At 41.1% G+C, this 15,090-nt stretch carries 9 protein-coding genes; all 9 read right to left on the bottom strand.

All coding sequences use genetic code 11. From position 1 onward, the window contains the following. Positions 1–416: 416 nt before the first annotated feature. Positions 417–1,781 (bottom strand): aldehyde dehydrogenase family protein, encoded by a 1,365-nt coding sequence (locus FC093_RS08905; protein WP_137261415.1) that lies wholly within the window; start codon positions 1,779–1,781, stop codon positions 417–419. Further along, positions 1,778–2,488, bottom strand: a complete 711-nt coding sequence (locus tag FC093_RS08900; protein ID WP_137261414.1) for a gamma-glutamyl-gamma-aminobutyrate hydrolase family protein — start codon at positions 2,486–2,488, stop codon at positions 1,778–1,780. The genes FC093_RS08905 and FC093_RS08900 overlap by 4 nt, the downstream gene beginning before the upstream one ends. Before the next feature lie 117 nt (positions 2,489–2,605). Next, on the bottom strand, positions 2,606–3,754 hold the full coding sequence (locus tag FC093_RS08895) for an iron-containing alcohol dehydrogenase (protein ID WP_137261413.1): 1,149 nt from the start codon (positions 3,752–3,754) through the stop codon (positions 2,606–2,608). A 100-nt stretch (positions 3,755–3,854) separates the two neighbouring features. Then, a complete protein-coding gene (locus FC093_RS08890; RefSeq protein WP_137261412.1) occupies positions 3,855–5,213 on the bottom strand; it encodes a glutamine synthetase family protein in 1,359 nt (452 codons plus the stop codon). Positions 5,214–5,301: 88 nt separating this feature from the next. Continuing rightward, a complete protein-coding gene (locus FC093_RS08885) occupies positions 5,302–5,685 on the bottom strand; it encodes a GxxExxY protein (RefSeq protein ID WP_137261411.1) in 384 nt (127 codons plus the stop codon). 37 nt (positions 5,686–5,722) lie between these two features. After that, positions 5,723–7,099: an ethanolamine permease gene (eat, locus tag FC093_RS08880; protein WP_240743247.1), complete on the bottom strand. Its 1,377-nt coding sequence runs from the start codon at positions 7,097–7,099 to the stop codon at positions 5,723–5,725. Between the two features lie 251 nt (positions 7,100–7,350). Then, entirely contained in the window at positions 7,351–9,939 is a 2,589-nt protein-coding gene (locus FC093_RS08875; RefSeq protein ID WP_317129045.1) for a phosphocholine-specific phospholipase C, read from the bottom strand. A gap of 94 nt (positions 9,940–10,033) precedes the next feature. Beyond that, positions 10,034–11,593: a SusD/RagB family nutrient-binding outer membrane lipoprotein gene (locus tag FC093_RS08870; protein ID WP_137261409.1), complete on the bottom strand. Its 1,560-nt coding sequence runs from the start codon at positions 11,591–11,593 to the stop codon at positions 10,034–10,036. Between the two features lie 42 nt (positions 11,594–11,635). Next, the gene (locus tag FC093_RS08865) at positions 11,636–14,992 is read right to left on the bottom strand and encodes a SusC/RagA family TonB-linked outer membrane protein (RefSeq protein WP_170971033.1); all 3,357 of its coding nucleotides are present in this window, start codon (positions 14,990–14,992) and stop codon (positions 11,636–11,638) included. Positions 14,993–15,090: the final 98 nt, after the last annotated feature.

Genomic DNA, 15,090 nt, shown 5'->3' with positions numbered 1-15,090 from the left:
GGACATACATAATGATACAATAAAACTGATACATTATGACTCTTATGGATATATTCACTCACTACATAAAGATAATACCAAAGGCAAAGCAGAGCTTCGCGGAACTAACCCCAAGAGATTAGAGGATGAACGCATTGCCATGAAAGAGTAATATCAAACCAAAAATGCCAGGACTCTTACTGTAATCGAAAAGCCGGAAAAAATTATTCAGGCAGACACAGTAAAAATCCAGCAATTAGAAGCGGCTCATGTAGCGAACCACAAGGCTTTATATTTTGAACATCTCTTGCGCACTTCAGAACAGAAGCAGGGCATTCAGTTGGAAAAAACTCCGTTATCAGGTAATCCATGAATTGAACGAAAGGCATGCTGGCCGCTTAAACCGAACGCACTCCTTATTCAGCTCAATATATTGCTTAACTTCTCAAATGATATGCTTTTGGTTTGGTAAAAGCCCGCAAGCCGGCATGAGATAAGGTTGCGCCAAAACCGGAATGTTTGCGACCGCTCCACGGTAAGGCGGCACTTACACGATCGCAGCAGTTCCAATAGCCTGTTCCGGCGTTGACTTGCATCAATATATTTTCGGCTCTGCTTTTATCGCTGCTATAAACCGAAGCAGTTAAGCCATATTCGGTATCCTGCATTAACTCAATCGCTTCTGCATCGTTCGCCACTTTCATAATGCCGATAACGGGACCAAATGATTCATCTTTCATTACCGTCATGGCATGGTTTACATCGGCTAAAACGGTGGGTTCAAAATAATATCCTTTATGGTTAAGGCGATGACCACCGATTACCAATGTAGCTCCTTTATTTAACGCATCGGCTACCTGTTGTTCTAAAAAATACAGTTGTTCTTTTCTGCTTAACGGACCGATATATACACCTTCTTCTGTTGGCTGTCCTATCTTCCACGATTGCACTTCTTTAGTAAAGGCATCTATATATGCATCATAGATTCTTTCATGCACATAGATGCGTTCTACGGCACAACAACTTTGACCGTTGTTGTAAAAAGCACCATCGGCTGTACCAGCAGCTACTGCTTTTACATCGCCAATATCATCAGCAACATACAAGGGATCTTTGCCGCCTAACTCGCATTGACAAGGCACCATTTTAGGCGCAACTTTTTCATAAATATATTTCCCGGTTTTGTAAGAGCCGGTAAAGAAATAACCATCAAAAGGTAATTCCAATAGCAGTTCTCCCACTTCTTTAGCCCCTATGGCTGTGTGAAAAATATCCTGTGGTACGCCGGCTTCTTTCAATAATTTTTCAATTTCCAACCCGGTTAAGGCAGCATATTCCGAAGGTTTGTACAGAACCGCATTTCCTGCTAATAATGCGGAAACAAATACATTAATACCTACTAAATAAGGATAGTTCCAGGCAGAGATATTACACACGACGCCTAAAGGTTCATACACGATTTTTTCTTCCAGTCCCGTATCGGCAAACATGGTTTCATCGGACAAATATTTTTCCGCATTTTCTACCAGCCATTTGATCCGGTTACGGGCACCGTTTATCTCATTGCGTGATTGCTGCAAGGGCTTGCCAACTTCCGATGTAAGAACGGCAGCTAGGTGCTCTATATTCTTTTCCAACAATTCAGAGAACCGTTTTAATATGGCTGTTCTTTCTGCTAACGGCACTTGTTGCCATGATGGTTGTGCTGCCTGTAATTGTTGAAATTTTTGTTCTACTGAATGTTTATTATCTTCTGGTATTTCCGTAATTACTTCTTCGGTGGCAGGATTGATGATCTTCATTGATTGTTAGCTTTTGATGAATGGATGACTTCAATAAATGTATCTCTGATGTTTTTAGATAAAGGAGAATGCTCCAACCCAAATTGAAACATGCGTTCAGGATGCCATTGAATGCACAACAGAAAGGGTTTGTCGGATGCATTAGCCCATTCGAATCCTTCAATCGTACCATCATCAGCCACACAGTTTACTTTTAATCCTTCTCCTAATATTTTTATCGCCTGATGATGGGCACTATTCACTACACCCCTTTCAGCCTGAATTATTTTGTGTAATACTGTTCCGCTTTCAACGGTTAGTCCGTGTGCCTTATCCTTCTTTTCAGAACGGTGGATTTTATTCAAATCATTTCCTAAATCCTGTTCTAAACTTCCGCCAAAAAAACAATTCACTAATTGCAATCCACGGCATATACCTAATACCGGTTTGCCATTCTCAAGTGCCGATTGAAAAACAGCAAATTCAAGATGGTCCCGTTCTTTATTAAATACCTGCGGAGCATTCGCATAATCTGTATATTGGTTATAAAATTCAGGATGAATATCTACACCGCCTGATAATACCAGTGCATCGCAATTTTTTACTTCTTCCAGATTGTTATCATCAGCCGAAATTTTTATAACTGTGATATCATCATTTGCCTTCAACCAGCGCACGTAGTTGTTATGCTTTTCGTCTGAACCGGTATAAGTTAATGCTATTTTCATGTGTGATACTAATGTGTCCCACAAAGGCACGTAGCACACAAAGCAAAACTCCTTTGTGGACTTTGCGCCTTTTTGGGAAATTATTATACAAAGATAGCCTTTCGCAAAGGCAGACTTTTACAATGCTTCCAGATACAGTTGTTTAAAATCTTCTCTTGTAACTGGCTTAGGATTATTGGGATGTGCAAAATCTGCAATGGCTAAATCCGCTAAGGTCTCAACATGTTCCGGCTTTACACCAATGGCGCGCAGCTTGTGCGGTATATTGATTTTGGAATTCAGATCGAATAAATAATTCACTACTGCTTCCCCATTTTCATCTTCCAGTTCCAGCGTTCTTGCTATGCGTTTAAATTTATCTTCAAAACCTGCAATATTGAACTGCATGCCATACGGAATATTAACAGCGTTTGCCAGTCCATGATGCGTATCAAGCAGTGAAGAAAGCGGATGCGCTAATGAGTGCACCACACCTAATCCTTTTTGAAACGCAATAGCGCCCATCATCGAAGCGATCAACATTTTACTTCTTGATTCCAAATCCGGGTTATTTACGGCTTTTTCCAAAGACTGGCTAATGAGTGAAATACCTTCCAGTGCAATGCCTTCGCACAACGGATGCGGCATCTTGGCGAGATAGGCTTCCATATTATGTGTTAAGGCATCCATACCGGTAGCGGCAGTAACAAAAGGTGGCAGTTCCATCGTCAACAATGGATCAGCGAAAACGATTTTTGCCATTAGCTTGGGAGAGAAAAGAATTTTTTTCTGATGTGTTTCATCATCAGCAATAATGGCACTTCTTCCTACTTCACTTCCTGTACCAGCCGTAGTGGGAATAGTAATAAAATGCGGAACATCGTTGGTAACATATATGTCGCCCCCAATCAAATCATCATACTTAAATAAATCTTCACGGTGATTCACCCGCAATACAATAGCTCTCGCCACGTCTAATGCGGCACCGCCGCCAATGCCTACGATAGCATCCCGCTGCGTAGCATCATATACTTCCGTTCCTTTATACACATCCGATTTTACCGGGTTTTTGTGTATATCCGGGAATACTTCAACAGCAATATTTTTCTTCTTAAGATCGTCAATAATAGCTTTAAAAAAAGATAGCTGTGCGATGATAGTATCGGTAACGATTAGTGGCCTGGATAAATTATTTTTCAGCAGATAGTCACCCAATTCTTTACTGGCTCCTGCCCCAAAACGGATAGTTGTAGGAAAGTTGTATTGGTAAATTTTGTCAAAAGTCATTATAGATAATTTTTGATAGTCTTTTTATGCTTTCATTTTCCCACAGAGACACCAAGCCCACTAAGTAATTTTTCTTTGTGTACTCCGTGTCCTCGTGGGATTAAATAATTTCAAAATAGCGTTTGTACTCCCAATCCGTTACGGCTCTCAGATGCTGCCGCCACTCCCACTCGCGGGTTTGGGCAAAATGTTCAATAAACTTTTCACCCAATATTTCTTTGGCAACTTCCGATTGCTTCATCAACTGGGTAGCTTCATGCAAAGTAGCAGGTAATGAACCATTGGAATAATCACGATAGCCATTACCCACCGTAACCGGTTGTTTTAATTCGAGTTTATTTTTTATACCATATAATCCACTGGCTAAGCAAGCCGCCATAGCGAGGTATGGATTCACATCCGAGCCAATTACTCTTGTTTCTAACCGGCAGGATTTGCTGCTGCCGGCTAACACACGAAGGGCTACGGTTCTATTATCTATACCCCAGGTAAGCGTAGTGGGCGCCCAGGCACCTTCTACGAGCCGTTTATAGCTGTTGATAGTTGGAGCAAATAAGGGTAAGATATGCGGCAGACAAAATAGTTGTCCGGCAATATAATGCTTCATCTGCTCACTTATTTTCATTGGGTCAGCCTCATTATGAAACAGATTTTTCTTTCCATCACTATCCCACAAACTCTGGTGCACATGACCACCACACCCAGGAAGGTTTTCGTTGATCTTTGCCATAAAAGTAGCCATGATACCGTGCCGATAGGCAATTTCCTTTACTGACGTTTTAAACAATACAGCCCGGTCGGCAGCTTCTATTATAGGAGCATATACAATTGCGGCTTCGTACGTGCCGGGTCCCGTTTCGGTATGCAGTCCTTCTAAGGGTACATCGAAGTGGTTGAGGTCGTTAAACAGGTCATTGAAAAAAGAGTTTTTTAGTGAACTGCGTAGTATAGAGTAGCCGAACATCCCGGGTGTAAGCGGCGTCAGATTTTTGAATTGTTTATCACAAGCCGTTTGCGGTGTCTCAGCAAAATTGAACCATTCAAATTCCTGTGAAAAATAGGGCGTATAACCCTGCTGCTGCGCTTCGTGCAATACTTTCTTTAATAGCTGTCGCGGACAGACATAACAGGGGTTGCCATCTTTATCAATCAATTCACCTAAAAAAAACGGCAAATCAGCCTCCCAAGGAATTTTGCGGAAAGTAGTAATATCAATGCGTGCCGGCGCATCGGGATAGCCGGTATGCCAGCCGGTATATTGGGCATTATCGTAAGCCACATCACCGGCATCCCAGCCAAAAATAACATCGCAAAATCCCATTCCGGATTCTATCACGGAAAGGAATTTTTCAGTAGAAATATATTTCCCCCGTAAGATGCCATCAATATCGGTGAAGGCAATTTTTACCCGCTGTGAAGGATGGTCTTTTACATATTGAATGATCTCGTTTTTTGTCATATGGTGAGTTAGAAAGTTTTATTTCCCACGAAGGCTCAAAGAGCACAAAGAGATGCTTTGTGGACTTCGTGTCTTTGTGGGATAGCTTTTATATCAGTTGTCCATGAATTTTACGGTGTATGCCTTCTTTAATAAGGTTGACATTAAAGTTGACAAGCAGTGCCAGTTTAATGCCCGTTAGCTTTAAATAGGTCAATACGGTTTTGTGATGTACTTTTTCAAGATGTTCTACCGATTTAATTTCAATGATTAACTTATTATCCATAATAATATCGGCTCTGAATCCTATATCTAAAACTATATTTTCATAATTAGCAACGATTCCTTTTTGACGGGCATAAGGAATGTTACGTTTATCTAACTCATAAGCAAAAGCAGCTTCATAAACACTTTCCAACAAACCCGGTCCAAGTTTCGTATGAATATTATAACAAATATCTACTGCTGCAGTTGCTAACTCGTTTTCCGTCATAACGTTTTAATGTTTTCCCACAAAGGCTCAAAGGACACTAAGTAATCTTCTTTGTGTACTCTGTGTCTTTGCGGGATATATCTTTAATATACGTTTTATCAACTATGGTTTTGTTTCTAAACAATTTAAACAACAAAAAACACAATCCCATAATAGCAAAATAAATCAACGCCAGCTTAAAATCATACACCACCATCGCGATAAATGAAAAAGTCCCTATTACTAATGCAATGATCGGAAAATAAGGATACAACGGCACTTTAAAAGGTCGTTCCAATTCGGGTTCTTTTTTACGGAGCCTTAAAAAAGCTATCATAGATATGATATATAAGGTTAAAGCGCCAAACACAGAAAGCGTAATAATTTCAGCGGTTTTGCCCGTTAGTAAAGCAATAATTCCAATCACCATATTTACTAATAAAGCATTGGAAGGCGTTCGGAAACGGGGATGAATTTTTCCTAAAAAGGCAGGTGCAAACTTCACTCTTCCAAATTCAAAGCTGGAACGTCCAGCCGCTAATATAATGCCGTGAAACGAAGCGATCAATCCAAACAATCCTACCGTAATTAATAAATGATACAGGAGATTATTACTGCCCACGATGTGCTCCAAAGCCAATGGTAATGGCGAATCAGAGGTACTACCATCGCTTTTATAAACAATAGCTTCCCAGCCTGCTACCCCAATAGAACTAACGAACACCAGCACACATAAAATAATCAAAGTAAGAAGAGCCGAACCAAAGCCTAACAAAATGGTACGTTGGGGGCGAATAGCTTCTTCGGCTACATTAGCCACGCCTTCAATCGCAAGAAAAAACCATATAGCAAAAGGGATAGCAGCAAACACGCCCTGCCATCCATTCGGAAAGGCATTATACTGCAAATTCTTCATTTCGAAATGTGGTAAAGTAACGCCGGCAAACAACAATAATTCCCCAACAGCCAGTACGGTAATAATCAACTCAAAAGTAGCGGCTGCTTTTACGCCATAAATATTTAAACTGGTAAAAAGCACATAACTAAATATGGCAATCGCTAAAACCGGGATTTGTGGAAAGAATAAATTGAAGTACGCTCCAATGGCAAAGGCAATGGCAGGCGGTGCAAAAATAAATTCGATGTTCTGCGCCATACCGGCGATAAACCCCCAGTCTTTTCCGAGCGCACGGTTGGCATAGTCAAACGCACCACCAGCTTTAGGTATGGCGCAAGCCATTTCGGTATAACTGAAGGTGAACGTAATATACAGAATAATGATGAAAAAAGTAGCGATTGCCAACCCGAGTGTACCACCTTTTTCTAATCCCAAATTCCAACCGAAATACATACCCGAAATAACATACCCAACGCCAAGCCCCCATAGCATGATGGGTGTAAGCGTTCGTTTTAATTCGTTTGGTGAAGAGGACAAAGTGATAAGTTTTATGGTTAAGCAAAAAGGTGTTTTTAAAGTCCGCAAAGACACAAGGAGCACAAAGGATTGATTCCTTCGTATCATATTATGGCCTTCATCATATATTTAAAATCTTAGCCTGCCGATAAAGAACTGTTTCTTAAATGTATAACATCCGCTTGGATGTAGGAATACAGCAATATTACTTCATTCTATTCTTGTTATACACACAAAATCTTTAGTGGTAAATACTACTCATAATCTTCCCGCTACACCATTCTTCCCATCAGCGGATCGGTTTTGCCGGGTTGTCCTGTTTCTACCCGTCCAGCATAGCGTTTCTCAAAATTGTTATAGCCCTGCACTTTTATAGCAATATCATACCAGTTGAAACTATCTTTAAGATCCCATATAATTGCAGCAACAGGATTGGCTTTATTTACGGTGATACTTCGGCTGCTTTTCTTGTAGCTTTTATCAGCAAGATCAATCGTAAATGCTTTATCGTTACTGATATTTTTTATGGTAAGAACAATATTTCCGGTGAGTTTCTCAGGTGAGGTTTTGGTTCGCTCATAATCGAGTTGGATGCTTACTGGTGGATCTTCTTTACTGCCCGTAAATGCTCTGAAAAATCCGTTAGGACCATATACCCGCAAATGATATAAACTATTTTCAAAATCATCCGTCGTCCACTGATCATTCAACTTATCACCGGCACGAACAGCATAATCTCTATTGCTGCAAACTTCGCCTGCATATTTGCCCGGCGCATAAACAGAAAATGGTGCGCCTGCAGATTGATCCCCGAATATATTTTTACCTGCTCCAACTGTTATATTGAATGTTTTTTTATCGGCACTCAATTCTCCATCAGCATATAACTCATAAGGCAAAGCGCAGGCAGAGCGAGTACCTTTTTCCTGCTGCGGTAAAAGAGGTGAAGATGATAAATTCTGCTTTATTTGTGCTACATCTGTTTCCGATAAAGGCGACCAATCTTCCGGTGCTTTTTTAAACTTAGCATTGTAAATACCTTCGATGAATGGCTCCCTTTCTACAGGTTTTGGCTTCTCTATTTTCTCGCCATTATGGGGACGAAAAACAGAAGTAAGATCACCACAAACACAGCGCCGCCATTCGGTGATATTTGTTTCTTTTACCGGCTTTCCTATTTTATGTTGCAAAAACTTTTCGAGCAGTTGCAGGTTAGAAGTATGGTCAAAAACCTGCGAGTTAACCCAACCGCCGCGGCTCCAGGGGGACGCTATTACCATTGGTACGCGATAACCCAAACCAATAGCATTTTCCCGTACATCTTCTGTCTCGCTGCTTTGCAGCCCTTTGCTTACGTATTCTGCCGCCGTGTCTATTCCTTCTGAAGCTTTTCCTGAACCAGGTTTATGTGGCGATATAAAAGGTGGTACATGATCAAAATAACCATCATTTTCATCGTAGGTTAAAACAAAAATGGTCTTTTTCCATACTTCCGGATTTTTGGTAAGTATATCCAATACTTCCGAAACATACCAGGCGCCAAACCAGGGAGCAGAAGGATGATCGGAAAATTTTTCGGGTGCTACCAGCCAGCTTACAGTAGGTAGTTTTCCTTCGTTTACATCTTTACGAAACTCATGTAAGATGTCGCCCTTAGGAATAACCAGTTCGCGTTCCGTGTCTCCATCTTTATACTTTAAAGTGGCGAGTTCATGATAATCGGGATCAGCGCTATTAGTGGTGAAAGCTTTATTTAGCAGGTTTTTCTCTCTTTCAGAAAGTTGCTCGTAACGTTCTCTGGTATATACTTTTTGTTCTTCGATCTTCTGTTGCAACGTTTGCTTCCTGTTGTTGATTCGCTTTTGTATATCTTCTGCTTTTTTGCCGGTTGCAGATTGTAATGCCCTTTCTAATTGGTCGATCTCAGCCCCAATTAATTCCGGTGCTTTTTGCAAATAATCAATATAAGTAGGCGTAAGTTTTACATGGTATTGTTCAAACCATTCGATAGAATTATCGGTAAAATTAGCAAGCCATGCATCCTGATCTGAAGTAAGCGCACCACCCGCACTTAGCTCATTCTGATAGATGCGCCAGGAGATGCCGTTCTGTTCCAATCTTTCAGGATAGGTAGTCCAGGCTGCATTTTCTTCATAATCGGTATCGCCGTTCCACACTCTTGCTTTAGAATTAGCATCTTCACGGATAGTGCCAGTCCAGAAGTATAACCGGTTTGGTGTAGTGCCGGTTAAAGAAGAACAAAAATGCTGATCGCAAACCGTAAAAGCATCAGCAAGGGCATAATAAAACGGAAGATCTTCACGGGTATAATAACCCATGGTCATGGGGAAGTTCTTGTATTCGCGGTTGCCGTAGTGTTTTGCAATAAGCCATTTATCATATTTACCGCTATTGCGTGCATCTACTTGGTCACTCCATGAATGGGGTAAGCCGCCCATCCAGGTTGCTTTGGTATTATGCATATCAAGCCGGAAGGGGGCATATGTTTCACTGTCGGCATTGGTTTGCAGCCACACGGGATTTTGATTAGGTAAAGAGATAGCTCGTGGATCGTTAAAACCTCTTACGCCTTGCAAGGTTCCAAAGCAATGATCGAACGAACGGTTTTCCTGCATCAGGAAAACAATATGCTCTGCATCCAACCAAGTGCTGCCTGGATCGGGGTTAATGGCTAATGCTTTTTGAATGGAAGCAGGCATCATGCCCATCAATCCGGCGCCTCCTGATAATAGGGCTACTTTTTTTAAAAATTCTCTGCGGCTGTCCATGAATGATTGTATGCTTTTAGTTTGATGGCTGTTTACATTCAAATGATTATCCCACGAAGACACAAGGAGCACAAAGAAAATTACTTCGTGTGCTTCGTGCCTTTGTGGGATAATTCATAAAATACAAACGCTTATCAATTATAAGTTATAAAGTAGAAAGTTAGTTTTAATCCTTCAATATCCACATCACTTCATTTACATTGTCGTTACCACCATACTGACGTTCCAGTGCTTCGTTCAAATTTTCTGTATTATAACTTAATTCATTGGATGGATACAACCAGCGCAACGGGAACTGTGAACTCGGCAAATTCAAATTGGTTGTGCTATTTAATTTGAAAGCAGGATAACCGGTACGCCGATGTTCATACCAGGCTGTATAGTTGCTGCTGTGCAGGAAATTAGCAAGGTATTTCTGCGTAATAATTTGCGAGATCTGATGTTCCGTATTTCCTGAAAGTACAACCGGAGCACTTGCGGGATAAGCTTGTATATAAGCATCATCTAACAGCACATTGTGCGTATAGTCTGCTTCATCAGGCGTATATGCAGCCACAAAATGCATAGCTGCCATGATACCTTCTGCATAATATTCTTGAGCCGGTTGATCGTTTATCCAGCCTCTTACCGCAGCTTCTGCTAATATAAATTGCTGATCCGAATAGCTGAACATTTTCACCGGTTCGGTATTCACCAAATTCACATACCTGCTGTTTACATCAGAATAATTTCTGGATACACGCATCGTTTGCAGATCGGGGAAGGAGTTGGAAGGTTCGGCACCTATATAAGCACTCCAATCAGAAACAGACTTGCCGTTGCTGATTTGTACCGGCGATGGATTGGCATAATAGAACAAACGCCTGTCCTGGAATGCCTTCAGCGAATCGATCAGCGTGGAAGAAACCATTAAATAGTTAGATTTTACGTTTGGATTGGAACCTGATGGTACATCAGACCAGGGATAATTTTGCCCGGCAGTGGCATTGTACACCAACTGAAAATTATCATCAGATGAACGCAGTAACGGACGTGTAGCGACGATGTTTTTAAAACGTTCAATCACTTTCAAATCCGCATCATTCGTTTTTTTGTACAGGTTCATCAGCACATATAATTGAAAGCTGTTGGTAAGACGACGCCAGTTGTCAGTTGAACCACCGTAAACAGGATCACCATCAAAATCTGCTCCCTGTGAGAATAATAAATCGGCACTATCCAATTCATTTAATATACCCAGAAACACGGTTTTCTGCAGATCATATTTTGGTTTGATAACACCATCCGATTCACCTTTTACCGCTTCTGTGTAAGGAATATCACCCACCTGCATGGTGGTATAGAAAAACTGCCATGCGCTGATGAAATGTCCTAATCCGGCATAAGAAGTTTTTGTTTCTTCAGTTTGTGCAAAAGCAATCATTGAAGGAATATTGCGCAATAAAGTTAAACGATCAAAATCGGTGCGGCCAAATTTGTTGTACTGATTGTCTTCCTGTCCTTCGCCCCAGGTAACATATTTACCCAGCAGAAAAGGCTGCATAAAACCTTTCTGCGAACTTATATCGTTGCGGGTAATGTCTAAGATCATGTTGGTGGCAAGCATGGCCGAACTTACCTGCGTAGGCTTGTTGGGGTTGGTATTGATTTCGTCAAACTTGGAACAGCTTATTGCTGCTATTACTAAAACGGCCAAGATTATATATAGCGATTTAATTTTTAGCATACGTTTATTTTTTCTTTTACCATAATTATTAACCGGCTTTGGCTAAAAGCCTAATTTAATGTTCACTCCCACGATACGCTGAGAAGGCGCATTCAGGTTTTCGGTATCAATATCAGGATCGGAGAATTTGAACTTGGTCCACAAAAACACGTTCTGTGCAGTAAGCGCGATAGAAGCATTTTTGATCCCCGTTTTTCCCAATACTGTAGCCGGGAAGCGATAGCCAACTGATATTTCGCGGACTTTTACAAACGATTCGCTTAAAATACCTTCGTTGCCACCACGGAATTTTTGCGTATAATCCTGGTACGAAACAGGCACATCGTTTTCGGCATATTTACGCGTGTCGGTAACAATATTTCCAAAATTATCATAAGTCACATCGCCCGATACTACTTTTACACCTTTTCCTACATAATTCTTCAAACCATTTACCACTTCATCATAGCGGTATTGATTATCGGTTTCGGGATTGGTGCCGGTATCAAACATTTTATCCCATATATAATCGTACATCAAACCACCAATACGGCCATCTACATTTATTCCAACCATGAAATTACCAATGGTGAAATTGTTGATAAAACCGAAACTGAAATCAGGATCACCATAACCATACTTCTTTACGTAATCACTTTCTACAGGCATGCCATTATTATGAATCACTTTGCCATTTGCATCGGTGAGCCAGTAATAAGCAGTATAGGTATCAAGACGTTCACCTTTCTTAACCCAGGGACTTTTGGGTGAATAAACAGAGTCAATATCTACGTAATAGCGGTGTTGATTTGACCAGTTAATGATGCTGTTCCATTCAAAGTTCTTTTTCCTGATAATGGAACCCTCCAGTGTTATTTCAATTCCACGACGTACAAACGTTTCGTCGGTATTTAAAAGCGTGGAAGAGAAGCCGGATGAGTTAGGAATAGAAACTGCGGTTAACTGGTTGTAATAATATTTATTGAAATAAGCAATATCCGCATGTAAACGTTTTTTAAACAGATAGGCTGCTGTACCTATCTCCCAGGTGCGTTGCGAACTGGGTAGCAGGTTTAATCCTAAAAGATCACCTGGATAACTTGCGGAGTTCAATCCGTTCCATGCTGAAGTGGTAGTAGAATAGAGCCTGTTGGTAGCATACACATCGGCAGGTGTTTTAAAGGTAGCCCATGAACCTCTTATTTTCCACATGTCCAGCCATTTTGGTGTTTTTAAAAATTCAGAGAGTACAACGCTCGATCCAATGGAAGGGTAGAAATAATCCCTGTTCTCTTTTGGCTGAGACGAATTCCAGTCATTACGACCAGTAGCATCTACAAACACGGCATTACGCCAGCCGATGGATGCACGACCATACAAACTATTCACCTGCCGGGCACTGTATCCCTGGCTAATCGTTGGCGGCTCCACTGAGCCTGCCAATGAGTAAAAAGTAGGTGATATTAATCCATTCTTAGTACTGGCATTCAGGCTTTCATCTACCCAACGATAAATAGTACCACCGCCCATCGCATCAAAAGTCCAGTCGCCAAGCTTTTTATTATAAGATAAAATAATGTCATCATTCGTACTCCAACCCCGGGCTTGACTGATGCTATACCTGCCTTTGGCATCCCATCCACCTCTGGTAGAAAAGATGTTGGCAGTAGGGTTACGCCAGGTTTCTTTATTACTATATACATCATACCCAAGACGAACCAATAAATTCAGGTCTTTCGTGAATTTATAGTTTGCTGTAAGATTTGCATTGATGGTATTTTGTTCAATACCATTCAATTTTTCGTAAGCAATCAGGTATGGATTATCGTACCAGGCGGTGTACATCCAGTTTTGTGTTTGGTTGGGTACTTTCCAGTAATCCTGGTATTGGCGAATATCATATTCAGGGCCCGTCCACATAACAAGCTGATACAAATAACCCTGGTTTCCATAACCGGTCCCCCATACTTGGGGTGCTTCCCTTCGGCTAATACCCATGTGGCTTTCAAGTGTAAACTTATCAGTGGCTTTCAATTCACCACCTACAGTAAAATTGTACATATTCAGCTTGGCATTCGGAAACTGCCCCTGATTGTAAATATGGTTGAGCGAAGCCCTGAAACTACCGTACTCACCGCTTTGCGAAACGCTGATATTGTTATTGGTGATAACGCCTGTTTGCATAAAGTTTTTCAGGTTGTCTTTTCCTAATGACAACATGGGGCGATTCTCTTCAAATTGTTTTGTTTCAGGATTCCAATCAGTTGCTGTATTGCCTGCATCCAGCCTTGGTCCCCATACATAATCGTTGTCAATCTGTCCATACTGTCCGCGACCATAATGTGTCTGAATTTTAGGAATTGCAAGAAAACCCAACTGGAACATCGTGTTGCTGTTGATATTTACCGAAAGACCTTTACCTGCTCCTTTCTTGGTAGTGATCAGCATCACGCCGCCAGATGCACGTGAACCATACAGCGCAGAAGCGGTAGGTCCTTTTAATACGTCAATGCTTGCAATATCATCTGCAGGCACATCGCGGAGCGTCATATTACCATAAGGCACGCCATCAATTACGAGTAATGCCCCTTCGCCACGTAGTTCAATGGTTGGCGAAGCAAAAAACTCCGTAGAATTTTTTATCACTAATCCCGATACCCGCCCGGTAAGCGAGGTGGCTGCATCTACTCCTTTTACGGTTTGTATCGCCGATCCTGAAACTTTCTGCACGGCATACCCCAATGCTTTTTCATCACGTTTTATACCCAGGGCTGTAACTACCACTTCATTTAAATTCGCATTCGTTGATTTTAATACAATGGCTAAACTGGCGGCATCGGTAATGGTTACGGAAGTAGTTTGATAACCGATCATCGAAACTTCTAAAATATCTCCTGTTTCAGCATTTATGGTATAAGAGCCATCGGCGGCTGTGATTGTTCCTTTTTGAGTACCCTTCACAGCAACAGAAGCTCCGGCGAGAGGCGTTCCTGTTTCATCTGTTATTTTACCGCTCACTTCTCTTGCTAAATAGGAATTATAAACGGCTGAAGAAATGGATATTTGTTTTTGTTCGCTATCTGCTGCTGCTTTTGATTCTTTGTTTTGCGCTAAAATAATCTGGTTGCCTACCAAATTATAGGATACATTTAATGGATCAAGCAATTTATTCAGCACATCTGCAAGCTTTTCATCACGGACAAATAACGAAACTCTTTTACGTGCCGGAATTTTTTCTGCACTATACACAAATTTTACATCGGTTAACCGTGTAATCTCAGATAATATTGTTTTTACTTCTTTTTGCTCTGCCGAGAGGGTTATTTTTTCTTCCAGTACTTCCTGACCGGCAGTAGGAAGGGCATACGTGGTACCGGCTAAACTTAAAACAAATAACAAAGGCAAAAATCCTGCTTTCATAAACGTATAGATATGCCTATTCAGGCAATTACTTATTTGCATAACTTTATTGACTTTTGGGTAAATAATCATTTCATCCAAAGAAGTTCCCCGGCTTT

It is taken from the genome of Ilyomonas limi (assembly GCF_005233845.1).
Classification (GTDB): domain Bacteria; phylum Bacteroidota; class Bacteroidia; order Chitinophagales; family Chitinophagaceae; genus Ilyomonas; species Ilyomonas limi.
Note: the sequence above shows the minus strand (reverse complement) of the source record. Positions and strands in the feature narration are given on the sequence as shown.